Raw genomic sequence first — 20,186 nt, 5'->3', positions numbered from 1 at the left:
CGGGGGGCGGGGGGGGTGCCCTCGCCCGGGGGGGGGGGGGGGGGGGGCCCCCGCGCCGCCGCGCCGGACCGGTCAGGTGCCCGTTACCTTGCCGGCCGCGAACACCGCGCCCTGGGTGGTCATCCCGCTGGAGGCGTAGGTCAGATGGGCCGCGCCGTTGACGCCGCCCGCGCAGACCGGGTCGCCCAGCGCGCAGTACTCGCGGGCCTTGGAGCCGTAGAGCTTGCTGGCGGTCGGGATGTGCTGCCCGTACAGTGCCAGCGGGTTGCCGAAGACGACGACTGCCGCGACCCGCGGAGCCAGGTTGGTCGGGATGGTCTCGCCCCTGCCGAGCAGGGTCGGGATGCCGATCGCGATGTCGGTGACGCTCGCGCCCTGTGAGTATCCACCGAGCACGAAATCGGTGTTCGGGCACTTGGCGGCCACCGAGGTGACGTGTCTGGTCATGTCGGTGGCACCGGCGCCGGCCGAGGTCTGGGCGATGTCGGCCGCGTAGTTCACCGCGTAGGAGGTCACCGTCTTGCCGGGCAGATTGGCCTTCAGGGAGCTGACGAACGGTCCGCCAGTGATCCCCAGGCCCGGCAGCTCCCCGCTGCCGCGGGCGAAGACGACCTCCACGTCGGCGCAGCCGGTAGGGGTGGTCGGGGTCGACCCGGACCCGGGACAGCCGCTCACGCCGCCGGCCACGCCCGCGGCCATCGCCAGGAATGTGATCAGAGTTCCGTTCTTGAGCACCATCGTCGCGAGCACCTTCCTCGTCGCTGGCCGCCCGGGAGGGGGGTCGGGCGCCATCCCGGTTTGGGGGTCACCGGGACGGCCCCGAACGTAGGAATGGTTGGTTGCGGCAACCAATGGCACCTAGGTGCCATGAGGGTCCCCGCCGGCGACGGCTCGCCGAGGAAACCGCAGGCCCCGGCGGGGCACCGAATGCGTTGCCGGACCGTGGTCCTAGCTATAAAGGACCATCGGCTGGCACCTCTGGGCCAGCAAAGGATGTCGGCGACCGCTCTCCGGGCTTGACGAGGTAGGCGCGTGGTACCGCGGCGATTCGGCCGGACCAGGGCGCTCGTCCGCGTACCCGAGCAGGACGAACAGGTCATTCCCCGGGGCTTACGGCACCTAGCGGATCGCGTTCAGGGCCGGCGACGGCGCGGCGAGCGCCGTGGGCACCACCGGTGTCGCTCCGCTCTCCTCGCCGGGAGATCAGCGAGTCACGACTCCGGGAGGGTCGGCGCGAGTTCGACGGAGACAGTCCCGACCGCCCGCCAGTTGATCAGCACATGACCACCGTCCGGGGTCGGGTGCCCGGAGATCATGTGGCGGGTGAGCGCCCGCCGGACACCCGCGCGGACCCGCTCCAGGTCACCGACCTTGGTCAGGACGTCCACGGACAGTTCGTCTAGCGTCAGCCGGACCCTCAGCACCCACCCAGCATCCCGCGCCACGGCCCGACTCCCAAGGAATCCGCGCCGCCGACCTGATGGCCATGGGAAGTCACGAATATCGGGGGCGACGGTGACCGGCGGCCCCGCCGGGCAACGGCCAAAACCCCGTGCGCGAGTCCGCGCCCGAGGCGGATGGTTCTCCACTGGAGAACGAAGAAAGTGAAGAGAGACGAGGACCGAGGCCCGCATATTCGGGCAGAACTCCGCCGCCCGTATTCGGCGTCGCCTGTATTCGACCCCCGGCCGGGCGAAAGCCCGACATCGGGGGGTTCTGGGATCTTCCCAGGCAGACAAGCGGTTCCGGGCGATGCTGAACAAGGTTCAGCGAGCACGGCAAGCCGGCTCGTGGAGGTGAGGGGACTCGAACCCCTGGCCTCCTCCGTGCGAGGGAGGCGCTCTACCAGGCTGAGCTACACCCCCGGAAGCACTTCGCAGCTTACAGGACGGACAGGGCCGTGTGGGGGGTGGGGGCGACTGGGATGTTCTGGGCTCTTCGGTCAATGAGGATGTTCGGTGGCGAAACCGGCCAAGGCGGGCCGCCGTGGCGCCGCGCCCGTCCGGGCGGCGGGGACGGTCCCCGTGGCCGGCGCCGCGGCCGGCGCCGCGGCCCCGCCGAGGGCCGGCGCGGGGCGGCGCCAACGGGCCAGCTCGGGTTCCGTGGCGGCGAGAAGGGTGCCGAAGATCTTGGCGGCATCGGCGGGGCTCAGGAGGCCGGCCTCGTGGCCGCGCCAACCGCGTTCCGTGGCGCCGTCGAAGACGGCCTGGTGGTCCGGCGCGTCCGCCGCGCCGGTGAAGGCGATACGGGTGCCGACGGGCAGCAGGCCGGCGGCCGACGGAGGCGGCTGGTGCTCCCAGAGTTCGAGCGCGTCCTCGGGGACGACCTCCCGATCCCACAGGGGCACCTGCCACACCGACCGGCCCGGCCGGTAGAGACCGAGACGGACGTGGACGCCGCGGCAGCGCAGGTGCACGCCCCAGCCGTCGGGGCGCACGGCGCGCAGCTCCACGGGCACGGCGCTGCTGGCCGGGCAGAGCAGGTATCCGTCGGTCCGTAGCCGGTCGAGCCAGGCCTCGAACGTCACGGCGGCTGCCTTTCGGTGATGGTGGCCGTCCGCGCCGCCATGCCGGTTCGTCCCACGGCCCACGCCACCGCGTCCTCGTCGGACCCGACCCACCCGGACAGGCAGGTAGTCGCTGACGGTGACGCATCGGCGGCCACCCCGGCGGCATGGGCCCGGTCCACGGATGTGGCGGAACGGGCCCGCCTCGCGGCGGTGGGGCTGGTGATGGACGAACGCCCTCGGAGTCGAGATCCGTGGGGCTCAGGCCCAGGCAGACGTAACGGCCCAGCGGGTGGCTGCCAAGGGGACAGCCAACAGGCTTACCGGCTCGCCCCCTCGCGTCCCTGCCTGGCCGGACACTTGCCGGCCGGCGCCGCTATGACGTCGCCGCGACTTGCGAGAACGCGGGCGTCAGCGGACGCGAGGGCGTCGACAACGACAACACCGCGGACAGCGCTCGGCTGGCACCGCGTCCTGGGACGCGAGGCTGAGCGGCACACGGTGAGTCACGGCTCCATTATGCACAGCCTCAGGACCCGGTTCTCGCGGGACACCCGGCGGCCCGCGCCCCACCGACCGGCCCGGGCCCCGGCGGACAGGCCGGTCATACCAGGGCGAACCCCGCCGGCCGCGCCTGACCAGCTCCGACTTCCGCCGCGTCGCGGCATGGCACGGCCACGACGCGCACCCGCCGTGTCGCCTACGCCACACCAGGCGCACCGAACCTGTGAGGCGCGCCGAACCTGGGCGCGCCGAGCCTGGGAGGCGCGCCGAACCCGACGTCCTGACGAGCCGAGCTCGCTGCCTCCAGGCGCGACGGTCAGCCGCCGACAGCCGGGCGCAGCATCCGGACCTCGCCGCCGGCCTCCTCGGCGCCGACCGGCTGACCGTCGCCGGGCGCCGGGTCGGGCACGCCGGCGCCGCTCGCGGCGGGGGCCGGGACCGACGGGACCGACGCCGAAGGAGCCGAAACCGACGGAGCCGAAACCGACGGCGGCGCGGTGAGACCGCCGTGGGTGCCGGGCGGGTTGATCTGCACCCGGCCGGGGCGCGACGTCGGCGGGCGGGCGCTGGGCCGCCCGGAGGACTGGCGCGTGCCCGTCACTCGCACGTTGTTGGTGTAGTTCTCGTCCGGCGTCGGGTGCGCGGAAGCCTGCGGCCGGTGCGTGCTCGACGGCGCGGCCACCGGCGGATACGCGTCAGCTGACGAGGCCGACGCCTGGTACGCGGTCGCCGTCGGATGGGCGTCGGGCACCGGGCCGTCGGCGGGCCGAGCGGCCGCGTAGCCGCCGAGTTCCACGGTCTCCGCCCGCGCGGCGGCCAGTTCCTCCTCGGTCAGCGGGATCGCCCGCTCGTCGGAGAGGCGGACCGGGGCGTACTCGGGGGACGCCATCCGGCCGCCCCGGCCGGCGGAGACACGCGGCCGCCCGGGGATGCCGCCACCGGCCACCGGGTGCGCCGGCCCGGCGGTCCTGGCCGGCCGGGCGGACGCCGGCGGGCTCACCCGCGCCGCCATCCCGTCCTCGGCCGGCGCGGCCACGTCGCCGGCGGGCGTGGCGGGCCGACCCGCGCGGCGGGCGGCCCGTTCGGCGGCGATCCGCCGGTCGCGAGCGGCCCGGGACGCGGCCAGCCGGCGTTCGGCCCGCGCCGCGCGCCGCAGATGCGTGACATAGATGACGAGTCCCACGTCGACCAGCAGTTGCACGACGATCCACATCCCGGCGAGCGCCGCCGCCAGACCGACCGTGACCGGCACGGCGACGAGCAGGACGCCGAGGCGCTGCCGGCGCAGCCGCAACAGTGCGCGGCGCTCCAGGTCGGGCCGCCGGGCCGGCGGCACCGGACGGGCGGAGGCGATCGCCACGGTGTGCGCGGTCTCGTCGGGCTCTCCCGTCCGCTCGTCCACCGCCGGCCCCGGGCGAGGCCGGCTGGCCGGGCCGCGGGCCGCGCCGGGTTGCCGGCCCGCCTCGGCCGACGGCCCCGGACGGGTGGCATCGGCGGCCGGGGCACGCTGGCCGGCGGCGGACGACCGCGCGGTCGAGGACGCCCGGACGTCGTCGAGCCCAGGGGCCGGCCGGGCGACGGAGTCGTCCTCGGTCGCCATGTCCGGTTGGACCCGCGCGGCCCGGCCTGGCGACTCGGCCCTCTCGTCCTCGGTGTCCAGGTCCGCGTCGATGCCCAGATCGACGTCGATTCCCAGGTCGACGTCGGAGTCCGGGTCGGCGTCGAGCCCATCCAGGTCGTCGTCGTCGGCGCCGGTGTCGACCGGGTGCGCCAGGGGGGCGCGCCCGCCGCCGCGCCGCGACAGCACCCGCATCGCGGAGGAGAACCGGTCGGCGGACCGCTGCTCCAGGGCCCCGTCGTGGTGACGCAGCCACATCGGGATGAGAACGAAACCCCAGACGCCGACGATCGTCAGCCAGATCAGCGCGCTCATCGGGCGATCACCGGGCCTCGGCGGCCGGATTCACGGCAGCCGTGAACGCGGTCGGTAACAGCCCGGATCAAAAAAACAGTCTTCTCCGAGCGCGGTCGGCCACGAGCTCCGAAGATGGCTACGGACCGCGGGAGGACCCGCGAACCGCGACGACGGCGCGCGCGCGACGCCGAGCGCGCACGGAGCGCGGGTATGCCGACCATGGGACGCCTTCCTGGCCGCGGTGGGTTTCCGATTTCATGCTTGACGCTAGTGAGTGAATACCGTCGGGTCACCGACCCCAAGCCCGCGTGTCGCGCAACAGCCGGACTACGTCAACTGGTTCCGGTGAAGCGTGATCAGGCTCAATAAGGTGAACACTACGGAGCGCTATCAGACATCACCCATAGTGATGACGCTGTACGGCCATTACCAGCTGACACCACCGGCGGGCCCGAGGCTTGGAAAAGTGTTGCCGGTGCCCCGCGCGGGCGCTTGCTGTCGATGTTCGTCAGCGCTGGGCGGAGCGCACCTCGTGCCACCGGCCCAGCAGGCCCTCCGGCACATCCTCGGTGGTGAGCGCGTAACCGATGTGATCACGGTAGGAACCGTCGATGGCCAGGTAGCGCCGGTGCATGCCTTCCTCCCGGAACCCCAGCTTCGCGAGCACCCTGCGGCTGGCCGTGTTCTCCGGCCGCACGTTCGCCTCCAGCCGGTGCAGGCCCACCGGCCCGAAGCAGTGATCCACGACCAGCGCGAGCGCGGTCGGTGTGATTCCACGACCGGCGTGGCCTTGATCCACCCAGTAGCCGACATGACCGCTGTTGAACGCCCCGCGCACGATCGTGGACACGGTGATCTGCCCGACCAGCGCGCCCCCGTACACGGTCGCGAACGGCAGCGCCGTGCCGGCCCGCGCCTGCTGGCGCAGCCGGCGCAGCATCTGGCTGTAGACGCCGAGCGTCTGGCGCTGTGCCCAGCCGATCCGGGCCGAGGTCACCCCGGGCGGGGTCGCCTCCCACGGCGCGAGCCAGTCCCCGTTCCGCCGGCGCACGTCGACCCAGGTCGGCCCGTCGCGCACCCGCAGCGGGCGGACCCGAACCGGCCCGTCGGCCAGCCGCGCGGGCCAGCCGGGCGCGTTCACGGCCGCGCGTCCCGGACCTCGTGCTGGCCCGGCTGATGACGGCCAGGTGGCTGGGCGGCCGCGGGCTGGCCAGGCGCTGGCCGGTGGTCGCCGGCCCCGCGCAGCTGGGCCAGCGCGTGCCCGACGACCTGGCCGAGCACCTCGAGACCGTCGCGCACCCCGCCGGTCGAGCCGGGCAGGTTCACCACGAGCGCGCGGCCGGTGGCGCCGGCCAGCCCGCGCGACAGCACGGCGGTGGGCACCTTGGCCCGGCCGGCGGCCCGCAGCGCCTCGGCGAGGCCGGGCACGTCCCGCTCGACGACGTCGGCCGTCGCCTCGGGGGTCACGTCCCGAGGGGCGAGCCCCGTGCCGCCGGTGGTGACGACGAGGTCGGCCCCGGCGGACAGCGCCGCGCGCAGCGCCGCGACGATCTGGTCGCGCTCGTCCGGCACCACGACCGGGGCGTCGACCAGGAAGCCGAGGCCGGCGAGCCCGTCGGCGAGCAACGGGCCGGAGCGGTCGGCGTAGGTCCCGTGGAACGCCCGGTCGGAGACCGTGACGACGCTGGCCCGCGCGCCCTCCGGCAGCCCAGCGGACCCGCTCACGCCGTCTCCTTCTCCCTCATGCCGGCTCCCTCATGCCGGTCCCCGTCGTTCATGCTCCGCCAGTTTGGCCCGCCGGGCCGCCGGCGGTCACGGCGGGGTCGCCGGGCTCGGTGCCCGGGCGGCGCCAGTCGCCGCGCCGGCCGCCCGACTTGGCCAGCAGCCGGACGCCGGTGAGCTCCGCCGCCGGGTCCACCGCCTTGACCATGTCATGCAGGGTGAGGCCGGCGACCGCGACGGCGGTGAGCGCCTCCATCTCGACGCCGGTGCGGTCCGTGGTCTTCACGGTCGCGACGATCTCCACCGCGTCGTCGCGCACCGTGAGGTCGACCGTGACGCCGGACAGCGCCAGCGGATGGCACAGCGGCACCAGCTCCGAGGTGCGCTTCGCGCCCATGATCCCGGCGATCCTCGCGGTGCCGAGCGCGTCGCCCTTCGGCACGCCCTCGCCGCGCAGCAGCTCGACCACCGCCGGGCTCACCAACAGGCGCCCGCCCGCGGTGGCGGTACGGACGGTGACGTCCTTGGCGGACACGTCGACCATCCGCGCGGCCCCGGACTCGTCGACATGGGTGAGCCGAGGCGCCGGCGACTCGTCAGGCGACGAGCCCGCCGGCGAACTGGACGGCCCGGCACCCATCCGCGCTCCCATCCTGTCGATCCGGTCCTGTCGATCCGGTCCCCGGTCCTGTCCGATCCGGTCCGGTCGCTCTTCGCGGCCCGGTCAGAGCACGGCGGCCGCGAGGTCGCCGTCCGTCGGGTCGGCGGCAAGCAGGATCGCGGTCGCCGGCTTTCCGGCCTCCACCTCGGTCACGTCCTCGGGGACGACGAGCAGCGCGTTCGCCCCGGCGGCCGCGGCCAGATGGTGCGAGCCCTGCCCGCCGGCAGAGTACGCGAGCAGCCCGCCGTCCTCGCCGCGGGTGACGCGCACCCGGGGGAACGAACGCTTGCCGGCGGGTGAGCGCAGCGCCTCGGCGACGGTGACCGTCACCCGCGGGCGCCCGCTGCCGGTCAGCCCGCGCATCCGGCGCAGCGCCGGCCGGACGAACAGCTCGAACGACACCAGCGCGCTCACCGGGTTGCCGGGCAGCGTGAACACCGGGACACCGTCGATCACGCCGAAGCCCTGGGGCTTGCCAGGCTGCATGGCGATTCTCTCGAACCTCACCTCCCCGGTGGCGGTGAGCACCTCCTTGACGATGTCGTGGGCGCCGACGCTCACCCCACCCGTGGTGACGATCGCGTCCACCTCGGGCAGCACCGACCGCAGCGCCTCCTCGAAGCGCTCCGGGTCGTCCGGCACTCCGGTGAGGCGACGGGCCTCGGCGCCGGCCTCGCGCGCCGCGGCGACGACGGCGTGGCTGTTCGAGTCGACGATCTGGCCTGGGCCCACCCGGCCGCCGACGTCCACCAGCTCGCTGCCGGTGGACAGCACGGCGAGCCGAGGACGCGGGTGCACCGGCGGGTTCGCGACGTTGACCGCGGCGAGCAGGCCGATCTGCGCGGCACCCAGCATCGTCCCCGCGGTGAGCACCAGGTCGCCGATGGCGACCTCCTCGCCCTTCCTGCGGATGTGCAGGCCGCGCTCGGCGGGCCGGTGGACGGCAACGGTCTCGGTCCCGCCGTCGGTCCACTCGACCTGCACGACGGTGTCGGCGCCCGGCGGGAACGGCGCGCCCGTCATGATCCGCACAGCGGTGCCCGGGGCGACCTCGGGCGGGAGCGCGGCGCCCGCCGCGATCTCCCCGGCCACCGGCAGGCGCACCGGAGCGTCCTCGCTGGCCGTCGCGACATCGGCGGCGCGCACCGCGTATCCGTCCATCGCCGAATTGTCGAACCCGGGAAGCGCGATGGTCGCGCGCACGTTGGCCGCCAGCACGCATCCGTGCACCGTCGGCAGGGGAAGGCGCCGGGCCGGTAGTACCGCGACGGCGCCCAGAATGTCCGAAATATGCTCGTCGACGGTCTTCATTGGCGCTTGTTCCGTTCTTCAATTCCACGGTCCCGTTCCGTGGATAACCCGGGCAGCCCGCGTCCCCCGCCGCGGGCTGTCACAGGCCTTGGCCCGAAGTCCGGCTCACGCCCAGCCGCCCCGGTGTATGCGGTCCCAGGGTCCGCAGCGTTCCGGCCGCGTGCTGGGCCCGTCAAGAGACGTGGCGGCCCGTTGCGTGAGAGCAACAGCATCTCACCGCGGCGCGGTTGGCGACAGGACTCCGTCGTCCGGGCGTTTTGCCTGCTCAGAGCGGCAGAGCGCGCGGGATCCGGCCGACGGAAGCCCGGGAACGGAACTCCAGGAGAACAACGCCCCTAGGGTGCCGGGGTCAGCCGTCCGCCTTCGGGCCGCCCGAGGCGACGTACTCCTCCAGCCAGGGATAGAGCTCGGGCCCGAGGTCGGGCCGCTCGCAGGCGAGGCGGATCACGGCCTTGAGGTAGTCGATCCGGTCGCCGGTGTCGTAACGCCGGCCAGTGAAGATCACTCCGTGGACCGGCTGGCCGGCCTCGTCTCCGGCCTGAGCCAGCTCGCGCAGCGCGTCGGTGAGCTGGATCTCCCCGCCGCGGCCCGGCTGGGTGCGCCGGAGCACGTCGAAGACCGCGGGCGAGAGCACGTAGCGGCCGATGATGGCGAGGTTGCTCGGCGCCTCGTCCACCGGAGGCTTCTCGACCAGGTCACGGATGCGCACCGTCTGGTAGCGCCGGCCGGCCAGCACGGGCTCGGGGTCGACGGTGGCGACGCCGTACATCGACACCATCTCCTCCGGAACCTCCATCAGCGCGATCACGCTGCCGCCGAACCGCGCCTGCACGTCCAGCATCTCGGGCAGCAGCGGATCCCGTTCGTCGATCAGGTCGTCGCCGAGCAGCACGGCGAACGGCTCGTCGCCGACGTGCGCCGCGCCGCACAGCACCGCGTGCCCCAGCCCACGCGGCGCGCCCTGGCGAACGGAGTGCACCGCGCCCAGTTCGGCGGAGGCACGCACCCGGCCGAGCCGGGCCTCGTCCTTCTTGCGCTCGAGTGCCTGCTCAAGCTCGCCATCACGGTCGAAGTGGTCCTCGACGGCCTTCTTCGACCGGCTGGTGATGAGCAGGACATCCCGTAGGCCGGCGCGAGACGCCTCCTCGACCACGTATTCGATGGCCGGTCGATCGACGACGGGCAGCATCTCCTTGGGCACGGCCTTCGTCGCCGGCAGGAACCGGGTCCCGAGGCCCGCGGCCGGAATTACCGCCTTCGTCACTGGCATAGCCAAAACCTTAGTGGGCCGGGCTGACGGCGGGCACAACCCCTGGCACACGTCACGGTTAACTCGACATACCGCGCGCGCTGCCGGACGGTGAACGGCGAGGGTGAACGCGGGGTGGGCCGGCGCGGCGGCCGTCCGGCCGGGCGGCGCCGGGAGCGCGGCGTGGTCGCCGGTGAGCCCCGCGGCCGGCCGGCTCCCGCCTGGCGCCGACTTCGGGCAGTCTTGAGCCGTGCGGGAGCGGGACGGGACGGCGCGCGACGCCAGGCGGGCGACCGGCGACGGATACCGGGACGCGCGCGACGGGGGCGGAGCGTCCCGAGGCGGCGTGCCCGCCGGCGCGGTCGTGGCCGGCCGGTCCAGGCCGCCCGACGGCCCGCGCGCCCCTGACCCCCCCGGCGGCGACACCGAAAACGGCGACACCGAGAGCGACGGCACCGAGAGCGACGGCGCCGAAAACGACCGCGCCGAGAGCGACGGCGCCGCGGGCGACGACACCCGCGGGGGCGACGTGTCGCGAGCGAAGGCCGACCTGCGCCGGCGGCTGGCGGCGCGGCGCGGCGCCACCGGGCCGAGGCCGGCGCCCGGCGCGATCACCAGCGCGGGTGGCGGGTCCAGCGGGGGTGCGCCGCAGGCGGCCACGGGGCCGCGGGCCACCGGGGCTGGCGGGACTGGCGGAGTTGGCGGGGCCGCCATCGCCCGCCAGGTCCTCTCCCTGCCGGAGATCGCCATGGCCAGGCGGGTCGCCGCCTTCGTCAGCCTGGCGGGCGAGCCGAGCACCAGGCCATTGCTGGACGAGCTACGGGCACGGGGGACGCGGGTGCTGCTGCCCGCCGTGCGGGCGGATCTCGACCTCGACTTCCGCGAGTTCAGCGGCGTCCTGGTTCCGGGCGCCCTGGGCACGCGTGAGCCGCCGCGCGGAGCGCCGGCCGTCGAGCTCGCGCGGGCGGACGCGGTCATCGTCCCCGCGGTCGCCGTCGACCCGCGCGGGCGCCGGCTTGGCCGCGGCGGCGGCTCGTACGACCGCGCGCTGCGCCGGGCCCGCGCGGGCACGCCGCTGATCGCCGTCGTCGACGACCACGCGATCGTGGACGAGGTACCCGTCGCCGCGCACGACCTGTCCGTCTGGGTCATCGTCACGCCCACCCGCGTCGTTCGCTGCCGGTGACGTGTGACGGTCCGGATACGGGTTCGTCCGGTCCAAGGGGAACGCGACGAGGCGTCGACCGGTTAGAGTTGGCAGTCGTCACCTACGAGTGCCAACTCCTGGGGAGGAGACCTTGCCGACGTACCAGTACCGCTGCACCGCCTGCGGCGACGACCTGGAGGTTGCGCAGAACTTCAGCGACGCCGCGCTGACCGAGTGCCCGGTGTGCGGAGGCCGGCTGCGCAAGGTCTTCAGCTCGGTGGGCGTCGTGTTCAAGGGCAGCGGGTTCTACAAGACCGACAGCCGGTCCGGCTCGTCGTCCACCAGCGCCCCTGCCCAGCGGTCGAAGGACGGCGCGGCGGACAGCTCCAGCGCCGACAGCTCCAGCAAGGACTCCGCGAAGGCGGACTCCAGCGGCTCGTCGACCACCGCCGGCTCGACGTCCGCGTCCACGAGCTCGACCGCCAGTTCGACCGCCAGCGCCGCCTGACCGGTCACGGCGCCACTGGGCCGGGCCGTGTTTCAGCGCCGGGTGTCCCCATTCCTTGTCGGCATGGGGACACCACCCGGTCGTGCCCCTGGGCGGGCCCGTCCGGGGGTAAAGGCCATGCCTTCCGCGCGAGGCGAGCCAGAGAACCGGCACGACCCGGGAACCGGAGCTCCGTTTGTTCGGGGCCGACAATTCGGCGCCCGGGCCATCAACCACGGCCGCCGTTTTGCCTTTCGCGGCCCGCGGGGCGCCGGCTACATCTTCCTGCGCCGGTAGTGCTCGAGGATCCAGGCATCGACGTCACGCTTGCGCCAGACCCGAGTTCCCTTGGCACCACTGCCCGCCGGCGCGTTGATGACCTGCAGGGGATCCGGAAACTTCGGGTCCTTGCGGGTCCAGTAGTCGACCGCCTGGCGTGTGATCTTGAGCTGGAACGCGATGTCCCCGATGCCAACCAACTGCTCACCGTCGTCCACGGCGAACATCGTAGCGACTTTGCTGTAGCGCTAGATAGGCGCTCGGCAATTATTTGCCCGAAAGCAATTGCAAACCGGAATCCATACTCCACTCGTCGGATCCGCCGTGCCACGGCTGGAAGCCGCGCGTCCCCGCCCGGCCCGCGCGGATCCACGAACAGGACCGGACAGAATCCGGGCAGGACCAGGCAGACCAGAGTCGGACAGCATCGGAGCGGAGCATGGTGAACGACCGGCCAACGGCCGACCCCGCCGAGAACCTCACCGAGAATCCCACCGGCGAGTCGGCCACGGGTACGCCGACCACAGGCACCTCGGCGACGGAGACCACGCGGCCGGTGTCCGGGGCGCGGGTGGCCCCGCGGCGCCGGCTCGACCTCGACTGGGAGGGCGGGCCGGCGCACGGGGTCGACCCCGAGGACTCGCTGCGGGCCGGCGGCCACGACGACCTCGCCCGCCTGCTCTCGGACGTGCCCCCGCACCACGTCGACCGCTGACCAGCACGGCCGCCAGCCGGCCGCTCGGGCGGTCGGGCACACGTCCGGTCGGACGGACGGGTGAAGCACGCGGCCCGGTCGGTGGGCCCGGCACGGCGGCCGGTCAGCCGAGCGCGCCGGCCGTCTCCAGGAGCAGCGCGGCGAAGGCGCCAGGGGCCTCCAGATGGGCCGCGTGCCCGCAGCCGGGGAGCACGCGGACCGGCAGACCCAGCTCGCGGCGCAGGACCTCCGCGGCCCGGTAGCGGGCTTGCGGTGAGCGCTCGCCGACCGTGATGACCACCGGCCCCGGAGTGGGCCTCGGCATCGCCGGCTCGAACCGCAGGAACATCGCCAGGTCGCGCCCCACCGCGCCCGGGTCGGCCGGCGCGTCCGACGGCCGCCAGCTCGCCCCGTAGAGCGCGCGACCGAAGGCGGTCACGCCACCGCTCTCGAACGCCGCCGCCATCGGCGCGAGCAGCCCGGGCAGCAGCGAGCCCACGGCCGGCTCGTGCAGCACCGCCGCGGCCAGCGGCACCCCGGCGGCGAGCGCGGCCAGCCCCAGCGTGGCGCCGCCGCTCACCCCCCCGAACACCACCGGCCCGGCGCCCGCCGCGCCGGATACCTCCTCGACGGCCGCGCGCAGCGCCGCGACCTCGCGGTCGAGGTCACCGCAGGACGGGCGGTCGGGAGCCAGCACCGGGCGCTCCCCCAGCTCCCGGCGCACCCCGGCCCAGATCGCGCCCGTCGTAGCGGCCCCGTGCAGCAGCAGGAACGACGCCGTCCCCGCCCTCGCCGACGTCGGCACGGCGGCCACCCCCTCGCCATGGTCACAGAAGCCGTCACGAAACCAGGACTCGTGACGGGCCGCCGGCCGGCCACCGCTGGCCGTCGGTTCGCCCGCTCGCCGGCGGCCCCCGCCGCCGAGCCTGTCGAGCCGCCACCAGCATGCACACCGCCCTCCGGCCTCATGAACGGGCAGGGCCGCCGACGACCCAGGAACGTAACAAGCGGCGCGTTGATCCGAAACACGGGAATCTTTACCGTCACCTGCATGTACACGGGGCTGTATACAGACCCGTATTCATGGACAGGGGGTCGAGCATGGTGTCCGGGATGGCACGTCCGCCACCGCGCGCCAGCGCGTCGGTCCCCCCTAGCCCGCGGGTCGCGGCTCGGCCGAGTGGCCGGACCACCGCCCCGTGCAGGAGGTGCGACCGTAATGCCCGCCGTGCCTTCGGTCCGGCCCGTGTTGCTCGCGGTGCCGCCCGCTCGTCGTCGCCAGCCCGGTCTTTCTCGCCCGTCACCGGGTATCCCGCATGACCGAAGCGTCCGCCGCCCCGATCTGGTGGGGGCCTGGGACGCGACTGTCGCCTATGGCGGATGCTCGGCTATATGACACCGACGCAGCCGCCGACAGCACGACCGTCGAGTGCCCAGTCGCCGGCGCCAGCGCGCGGCGAGCGGCGCGGGTCGCCGACGAAACCGCTGACGGCCGGGAACCTGCGGGACCACGCCTATGTCGGACTGCGGCAGCGGCTGATGGCCGGCGAGTTCTCGTTCCGGGACCGGCTGACCGAGGAAAGGCTCGCGGCACTGCTCGGGGTGTCCAGGACACCGGTGCGGGAGGCGCTTGCCCGGCTGGCCAGCGACGGTCTCGTCGAGAAACGGTCGGACGGGGGCTACTACCCGGCCGAGCCGGACCTCGTCGGGCTGCGCGACCTGTATGAGATCCGGGTCGTGCTGGAACTGCGGGGCCTGGAACGCGCGCTGGAATCCGGCGTGCCGCATGACGTCGCCCTGCTCGAACCTCTGCGCGACAGCTGGCGTGCGCTACGCGCCGCGCCGCCGGCCCCCGACCCCTCCTTCGTCGGCCTTGACGAGGGATTCCATCTCACGCTGAGCCGGGCGTCCGGCAATGTCGAGCTTGCCAACATGCTCGGCGCCGTCAACGCCAGGATCCGGCCCGTCCGAATGCACGACTTCCTGACCGCGGACCGCATCCACCTCACCATCGAGCAGCATCTCGACATCGTCGAGACGGTGCTCGCCGGCGACCTGCCCGAGGCGGTGCGCAAGCTGCGCAGCCATGTGGGCGAGTCGATGGAGGTCGTGGAGAAGCGGGCCGCCCGCGCCATCACCCAGATGGTGCTCCGCCGAGGCCGCTCACCGCGCCAAGGCCCGTGACCTAGCCCACCGCTCGCCGCCGTCGCCGGCACCGGGAGACAGCCCTCCCGTGATACCGGCCGGCCACGCGCGGCGCGCCACGCGGCCGGACGGTCGGGCCTCGCCCCGACGCACCCAGGGAACCGTCACCTTGGGCCAAGAACCGGAAGGTCGCGATGTCACCAACGTCCGGGCACCTGCCCGGCGCAGCCAGCCACCCGCCCGTCCAGCGGTGCCTTCCCGGGCGCCGGAACGTCTCGCCCTCCGGGAACCGGCCATGTCCACGGTGACCGTCGAGGCGCCCGGCGGGTCGACCACGACCGCCGAGCCGCTGCTGAGCGTCACCGGTTTCACCAAGCGCTTCGGTGAGGTGCTGGCCAACTCCGACGTGAGCTTCGACGTCCGCCCGGGTGAGGTGCACGCGCTCATCGGCGAGAACGGCGCCGGCAAGTCCACGCTGCTCAAGCTCGTCTACGGCATGTACAAGCCGGACTCCGGCGAGATGCGGGTGGCCGGGGAGAAGGTCGCGGTCGGCTCGCCGACGCAGGCACGCGCGCTCGGCATCGGCATGGTCTTCCAGGACCTGCGGCTGGTGCCCGCGTTCACCGTCACCGAGAACTACGCGCTCGCGCTGGCCCGGTCGGGCGTCACGATCCAGGCCCGTGAGCTGTCCCGGCGCATCGCCGCGGCCAGCGAGTCCTACGGGCTCGCCGTGGAGCCGGACGCGCTGGTGCGCCACCTGTCGATCGGCGAACGCCAGCGCACCGAGATCCTCAAGGTGCTGATGACGGGCGCCCGGATCGTCATCCTCGACGAGCCGACCAGCGTGCTGGCGCCGACCGAGGTGGACGCGCTGTTCGCCATGGTGAGCCGGCTGCGCGCGCAGGGCTTCGGCATCGTGATCGTCACCCACAAGCTGGCCGAGGTGCGGGCCATCGCCGACCGGGTGACGGTGCTGCGCGGCGGGCGGGTGGTGCTCGCCGGCACGGACCCGAAGCCGATGACCGACGCCGAGCTCGTCGAGGCCATGGTCGGCCAGACGGTGGCCGCCCTGCCCGCCGAGCGCCCGACGGTCGCCTCCGAGGCGCCGCCGGCCCTCGAGCTCGTCGGGGTGAGCGCGCTCGGCGACCGTGGTGTCACCGCGCTGCACGACGTCACCCTGACCGTCAGTCCCGGCGAGATCGTCGGCGTGGCGGGCGTCGCCGGCAGCGGGCAGCGCGAGCTGTGCGAGGTCGCCGTCGGCGCCCGGCCGACGTCCGCCGGCACGGTCCGGGTGAGCGGGCGCGAACTCGGCCGCGGCGGCCCCACGGCGGGGCTCACGGCCGGGGCGGTCGATGTGCCGGAGGACCCGGTCAACGACGCGGTCGTCCCCACGCTCACGGTGCTCGAGCACATGGCGCTCGGCCACCTGCGCGCCTTCCTGCGCCGGATAGGCCTCGACTGGGGCCGGGTCGGGCGGCACACCTCGGACATCAACGAGAAGGTCCAGCTGCGGATGGCGCCGCCGCACCGGCGGGTCGCCGACCTGTCCGGCGGCAACATCCAGCGGGTGATGCTCTCGCGGGCGCTCGGCCGCGACGCGAGCCTCGTCGTCGCCGCCTACCCGAGCCGCGGCCTGGACATCGCGACCACCCGGCGCACCCAGGAGCTGCTGCTGGCCCGCCGGGCCGACGGCGCCGGGCTGCTGGTCGTCTCCGAGGACCTCGACGAGCTGATGTCGGTGGCGGACCGGATCGCGGTGTTCTGCGCCGGCCGGCTCACCGGCGTCGTGCCGGCCGCCACCACCAACCGCCAGGAGCTCGGCGCCCTGATGACCGGCGGCGTGGCGGTCCCGGCGGCCACGCCGGCCGCCGCGGACCCGGTGCCCACGGCCGAGACAGCCGCGGCGGACGGGACAGGGGACGAGACGGCCACCGACGCGGCGGCCGTGGCCAAGGACGCTCAGACGGGGGGCGAGGGCTCGTGACCGAGGCGACGATACCTGCGCAGTTCTCGCCGCCGGACGCGGCGACGGCGGCGCCTCCCCCAGCGTCCGGCGCTCCCGGGGCACCTGGCGCTCCCGGGAGCCCGGCCGCGCCGGCGGCCGAGAGCCGGCTGGCCGGGATCGGCCGCGGGCTCGGCCGTTGGGCGGCCGCGCTCGGCGCCGCGCTCGTGGTCTTCACGGTGCTCCTGCTCGCCAAGGGCGCCAACCCGTTCACCGTCTACGCGGACGTGTGGACCTCGACGTTCACCAACACCCCGTCGATCGAGCAGATCTTCGTCAAGGCGGCTCCGCTGCTGCTGGGCGCGCTCGCGGTGGTGGTGCCGGCCAGGGCCGGGCTGGTCAACGTCGGCGGCGAAGGACAGATCGTGATCGGCGCGGTCGCCGCCGGCGGCATCGCGCTCGCGTTCGACGACAAACTGGGCGGCGGGCTGGTCGTCGTCCTGATGGTCGTCGCGGCGATGGCGGCGGGCGCGGCCTGGGCGGGGCTGGCGGCCCTGCTGCGGCTCACCGTCGGCATCAACGAGGCCGTCAGCACGCTGCTGATGAACTACATCGCCCTGGACATCCTGCTGTACCTGATCTACTCGCCGTGGAAGGACCCGGACGGCACCGGCCAGCCGACCAGCGCGGAGCTCGCGGACCCCGCGAAGCTGCCCTACCTCGGCATGTCGGCGGTGCACGTCGGCTTCGTCTTCGCGCTGATCGCGACGGCGGTGGTCTTCGTGCTGCTGCGCTACACGACCTGGGGATTCCGGCTGCGGGTGATCGGCGGCAACCCGGAGGCGGCGCGGCGCGCCGGGCTCCCGGTCGCGCTGCTGCTGCTCTCGGCGATGCTCGTCGGCGGCGCGCTCGCCGGCCTGGCCGGGATGGTCCACTTCGCCGGCGTCGAGTACAAGCTGCGCACCGGGATCACCACCAACTTCGGCTACATCGCCTTCCTGGCGAGCTGGCTCGCCAGGCACAACCCGCTGTCCGTCGTGGTCGCGGCGCTCGCGCTCGCCGCGATCACGGTCGCGGGCGACAGCCTGCAGCTTGACGCGGGGCTGCCGGCGGCCACGGTCAACATCCTGATGGGCCTGGTGCTCATCGCCGTCCTCGGCTGGACGGCGCGGCGCAAGAGCGGGGGTAACGCGCGATGAGCAGCCTGGCGGTCGACGTCCTGTCCGGGGCGGTCGTGGGCGGCACGGCGATCATGTTCGCCGGGCTCGGCGAGACCGTGTCCGAGCGGGCCGGCGTCATCAACCTGGGCACCGAGGGCTGCATGCTCGGCGGCGCGCTGGCGGCGTACGCGGCGACGGCGACGTCGGGCAGCCCTTGGGTCGGCGTGCTCGCCGGCATCGGCGCGGGCGCGGCGCTCGCCGCGGTGCACGCGGTGCTGGTGGTGGCCCGCAAGGCCAACCAGTTCGCGGCGGGCCTCACGGTGATGTTCTTCGCCCTGGGCCTCACCTCCCTGTTCGGCGCCGCCTACGTGGGCCGGCAGATCAACTCGCTCGACCCGTGGGACGTGCCCGGGCTGTCCTCGATCCCCTGGGTCGGGGAGATCCTGTTCACCCATGACCCGCTGACCTACCTGTCGTTCTTCGTGGCGCCCGCGGTCTGGTGGCTGCTCTACCGGAGCCGGGTCGGCCTGCTCGTCCGCACCGCCGGCGAGCATTCCGAGGTGCTGCTGGTCCACGGGTACTCGACCAGCACCGTGCGGTACGCCTCGGTGATCGCGGGCGGCGGGCTGTGCGGCCTGGGCGGAGCGCACCTGTCGATCGCCTACTCGAACGCCTGGTTCGAGAACATGACCGTCGGCCGCGGCTTCATCGCGGTCGCACTGGTGATCTTCGCGACCTGGAACCCGCTGCGGGTCATGGCCGGCTCGTACCTGTTCGGCGCGGCGCTCGCGCTGTCCCCCGCGCTGCAGGCGCGCGGCTACGGGATCAACCAGTTCGCGCTCGACGCGATCCCGTTCGTGGTGACGATCCTGGTCCTCGCCGTCCTCGGCAAGCGCACCCTGCTCGCCGCGCCCGACGAGCTGCGCCGGGTCTTCGAGACGCGAACCGCCTAGCGCCCCCGCTCCCCGCGGCCCGGCCGGTCCCCTCGCGGGTGCGGGCGGGGCCCGGGCCCCCCCCCCCCCCCCCCCCCCCCCCCCCCCCCCGCGCCCGCCCCCCCCCCCCCCCCCCCCCCCCCGCCCCCGGCCCCCAGCCCCCGCCCCGCCGGTCCGGCTCTCCTTCACCCCGCCCAGGCGCGCCCCGCCCTGCCCCGGCGCCCGTTTCCCCTGCCTTCAAACAGCCCGTCCCCACGGCGCTCCCGCAATCCACCCCTGAAAGGACCCTTTAAATGCGATTCGGCAAACGGCGCGCGGCGGTGCTGCTCACCGCGCTCGCCCTGGCGGCCGCCGGCTGCAGCAGCGCGGCGTCCCAGAACGACGACGCGGGTGCCGGCTCCACGGTGCCGGGCAAGGACAGCAAGGCGGTCGGCTTCATCTTCGTCGGCCCGAAGGACGACTACGGGTATAACCAGGCCGCCTTCCAGGGCAGCGAGGAGATCAAGAAGGCCTTCCCCGACCTGGAGGTCATCACCGCCGAGAACGTGCCCGAGGACGACAACGCCGCCCGGGTCATGAACTCGATGATCCAGAAGGGCGCGAAGATCATCTTCGCGACCAGCTACGGCCACCTCGACGCCGCGCTCAAGGTCGCCGAGGAGCACCCGGACGTCGTCGTCGTCCAGCAGGGCAACGTGATCGCCGACGGCAAGGTCACCGCGAACACCGGCACCTACTTCGGCACCGTCTACGAGCCGGTCTACCTGGCCGGCATCGCGGCCGGGCTCACGACCAAGACCAACAAGCTCGGCTACGTGTACGCGTTCCCGATCCCGCAGACGATCGCCAACATCAACGCGTTCGAGCTCGGCGCGAAGTCGGTGAACCCGGAGGCCAAGACCTACACGGTCAACACCTCCAACTGGTGTGACCCGGCCAAGCAGGCGCAGGCCACCCAGAGCCTGCTCTCCCAGGGCGTCGACGTCATCACCCAGCACCAGGACTGCACCGGCACCGTCATCAAGACGACCGAGGCCGCGGGCGCCTTCACCGTCGGCTACCACGCGGACGCGTCCGAGCTGGCCCCGAAGGGCTGGCTGACCGGCTCCGAGTGGAACTGGGGCCCGCTTTACACCGACATCGTGAAGACGGCGCTGGCCGGCGAGTTCACCGGCAGCAAGTACAACGCCAACTACCGGGTCGGCTACAAGAACGGCGAGAACCCGTTCATCCAGTCGGAATTCGGCCCGGCCGTCAGCGCCGAGGCCAAGGCGGCCATCGAGCAGGCGAAGACGGCCATCTCGGCGGCGGACGGCTCACCGTTCGTCGGCCCGGTGACCGACCAGGACGGCACGGTGCAGATCCCCGCCGGCACGGTGCCCGACTACGCCACCCTCGACGGCATCGACTTCTTCGTCGACGGCGTGATCGGCGAACTGCCCAAGTCCTAGTTTCTTGGTTCGCTCCGTCCGGGCGCGGCGCTCCGGCCCCTTGCTCGCTGCGCTCCCAAGGGACCTCCGCGCCGCGTCCTC

The 20,186-nt window shown here is 73.8% G+C and carries 19 protein-coding genes and 1 tRNA gene; 8 read left to right on the top strand and 12 right to left on the bottom strand.

The window, feature by feature from the left end:
- Positions 1-72: 72 nt before the first annotated feature.
- The 10 genes from I6A81_RS00635 to galU form a co-directional block, all read right to left on the bottom strand.
- The gene (locus tag I6A81_RS00635) at positions 73-738 is read right to left on the bottom strand and encodes a cutinase family protein (RefSeq protein WP_203006000.1); all 666 of its coding nucleotides are present in this window, start codon (positions 736-738) and stop codon (positions 73-75) included.
- Positions 739-1,211: 473 nt separating this feature from the next.
- On the bottom strand, positions 1,212-1,424 hold the full coding sequence (locus I6A81_RS00630) for a hypothetical protein (protein ID WP_203006001.1): 213 nt from the start codon (positions 1,422-1,424) through the stop codon (positions 1,212-1,214).
- 367 nt (positions 1,425-1,791) lie between these two features.
- Positions 1,792-1,865: transfer RNA gene (locus I6A81_RS00625), tRNA-Ala, on the bottom strand.
- Positions 1,866-1,942: 77 nt separating this feature from the next.
- Positions 1,943-2,527 carry a hypothetical protein gene (locus I6A81_RS00620; protein ID WP_203006002.1) on the bottom strand — a complete coding sequence of 195 codons (585 nt, stop codon included), beginning with the start codon at positions 2,525-2,527 and terminating at the stop codon, positions 1,943-1,945.
- A 799-nt stretch (positions 2,528-3,326) separates the two neighbouring features.
- A complete protein-coding gene (locus tag I6A81_RS00615) occupies positions 3,327-4,943 on the bottom strand; it encodes a gephyrin-like molybdotransferase receptor GlpR (protein WP_203006003.1) in 1,617 nt (538 codons plus the stop codon).
- A gap of 490 nt (positions 4,944-5,433) precedes the next feature.
- Entirely contained in the window at positions 5,434-6,066 is a 633-nt protein-coding gene (locus tag I6A81_RS00610) for a GNAT family N-acetyltransferase (RefSeq protein WP_203006004.1), read from the bottom strand.
- Positions 6,063-6,650 carry a MogA/MoaB family molybdenum cofactor biosynthesis protein gene (locus I6A81_RS00605; RefSeq protein ID WP_203006005.1) on the bottom strand — a complete coding sequence of 196 codons (588 nt, stop codon included), beginning with the start codon at positions 6,648-6,650 and terminating at the stop codon, positions 6,063-6,065. Before I6A81_RS00605 ends, I6A81_RS00610 begins: the two co-directional genes overlap by 4 nt.
- Before the next feature lie 49 nt (positions 6,651-6,699).
- Positions 6,700-7,287: a cyclic pyranopterin monophosphate synthase MoaC gene (gene moaC, locus I6A81_RS00600; RefSeq protein WP_238430343.1), complete on the bottom strand. Its 588-nt coding sequence runs from the start codon at positions 7,285-7,287 to the stop codon at positions 6,700-6,702.
- Positions 7,288-7,371: 84 nt separating this feature from the next.
- Positions 7,372-8,619, bottom strand: a complete 1,248-nt coding sequence (gene glp, locus I6A81_RS00595) for a molybdotransferase-like divisome protein Glp (RefSeq protein WP_203006006.1) — start codon at positions 8,617-8,619, stop codon at positions 7,372-7,374.
- Positions 8,620-8,968: 349 nt separating this feature from the next.
- On the bottom strand, positions 8,969-9,889 hold the full coding sequence (galU, locus tag I6A81_RS00590; RefSeq protein ID WP_203006007.1) for a UTP--glucose-1-phosphate uridylyltransferase GalU: 921 nt from the start codon (positions 9,887-9,889) through the stop codon (positions 8,969-8,971).
- Positions 9,890-10,118: 229 nt separating this feature from the next.
- Between galU and I6A81_RS00585 the strand changes: the two genes are divergently transcribed.
- Together I6A81_RS00585 and I6A81_RS00580 are read left to right on the top strand one after the other, a co-directional pair.
- Entirely contained in the window at positions 10,119-11,054 is a 936-nt protein-coding gene (locus I6A81_RS00585) for a 5-formyltetrahydrofolate cyclo-ligase (protein ID WP_307874378.1), read from the top strand.
- Positions 11,055-11,166: 112 nt separating this feature from the next.
- On the top strand, positions 11,167-11,523 hold the full coding sequence (locus I6A81_RS00580) for an FmdB family zinc ribbon protein (protein ID WP_203006008.1): 357 nt from the start codon (positions 11,167-11,169) through the stop codon (positions 11,521-11,523).
- A 254-nt stretch (positions 11,524-11,777) separates the two neighbouring features.
- Here the strand turns inward: I6A81_RS00580 and I6A81_RS00575 are convergent, their stop codons facing one another.
- Positions 11,778-12,008, bottom strand: a complete 231-nt coding sequence (locus I6A81_RS00575) for a hypothetical protein (RefSeq protein ID WP_203006009.1) — start codon at positions 12,006-12,008, stop codon at positions 11,778-11,780.
- 212 nt (positions 12,009-12,220) lie between these two features.
- On the opposite strand from I6A81_RS00575, the gene I6A81_RS00570 reads away from it, so the two are divergent.
- The gene (locus I6A81_RS00570) at positions 12,221-12,496 is read left to right on the top strand and encodes a hypothetical protein (protein ID WP_203006010.1); all 276 of its coding nucleotides are present in this window, start codon (positions 12,221-12,223) and stop codon (positions 12,494-12,496) included.
- A gap of 103 nt (positions 12,497-12,599) precedes the next feature.
- Here I6A81_RS00570 and I6A81_RS00565 read toward each other — a convergent pair whose 3' ends face one another.
- Complete coding sequence (locus tag I6A81_RS00565; protein WP_203006011.1) at positions 12,600-13,280, bottom strand: alpha/beta fold hydrolase; 681 nt, start codon at positions 13,278-13,280, stop codon at positions 12,600-12,602.
- A gap of 587 nt (positions 13,281-13,867) precedes the next feature.
- Here I6A81_RS00565 and I6A81_RS00560 point away from each other — a divergent pair.
- The 5 genes from I6A81_RS00560 to I6A81_RS00540 all read left to right on the top strand — a co-directional run bounded on the left by I6A81_RS00560 (position 13,868) and on the right by I6A81_RS00540 (position 20,105).
- A complete protein-coding gene (locus tag I6A81_RS00560; RefSeq protein ID WP_203006012.1) occupies positions 13,868-14,659 on the top strand; it encodes a GntR family transcriptional regulator in 792 nt (263 codons plus the stop codon).
- Between the two features lie 256 nt (positions 14,660-14,915).
- A complete protein-coding gene (locus I6A81_RS00555) occupies positions 14,916-16,604 on the top strand; it encodes an ABC transporter ATP-binding protein (protein WP_238430345.1) in 1,689 nt (562 codons plus the stop codon).
- On the top strand, positions 16,601-17,761 hold the full coding sequence (locus I6A81_RS00550; protein ID WP_203006013.1) for an ABC transporter permease: 1,161 nt from the start codon (positions 16,601-16,603) through the stop codon (positions 17,759-17,761). Before I6A81_RS00555 ends, I6A81_RS00550 begins: the two co-directional genes overlap by 4 nt.
- Positions 17,758-18,675 carry an ABC transporter permease gene (locus I6A81_RS00545; RefSeq protein ID WP_203006014.1) on the top strand — a complete coding sequence of 306 codons (918 nt, stop codon included), beginning with the start codon at positions 17,758-17,760 and terminating at the stop codon, positions 18,673-18,675. The genes I6A81_RS00550 and I6A81_RS00545 overlap by 4 nt, the downstream gene beginning before the upstream one ends.
- A 272-nt stretch (positions 18,676-18,947) precedes the next feature.
- Positions 18,948-20,105: a BMP family ABC transporter substrate-binding protein gene (locus tag I6A81_RS00540; protein ID WP_203008494.1), complete on the top strand. Its 1,158-nt coding sequence runs from the start codon at positions 18,948-18,950 to the stop codon at positions 20,103-20,105.
- Positions 20,106-20,186 lie beyond the last annotated feature (81 nt).

Source organism: Frankia nepalensis, from assembly GCF_016786325.1.
GTDB lineage: Bacteria > Actinomycetota > Actinomycetes > Frankiales > Frankiaceae > Pseudofrankia > Pseudofrankia nepalensis.
This window is presented reverse-complemented; position numbering and strand designations above follow the sequence as displayed.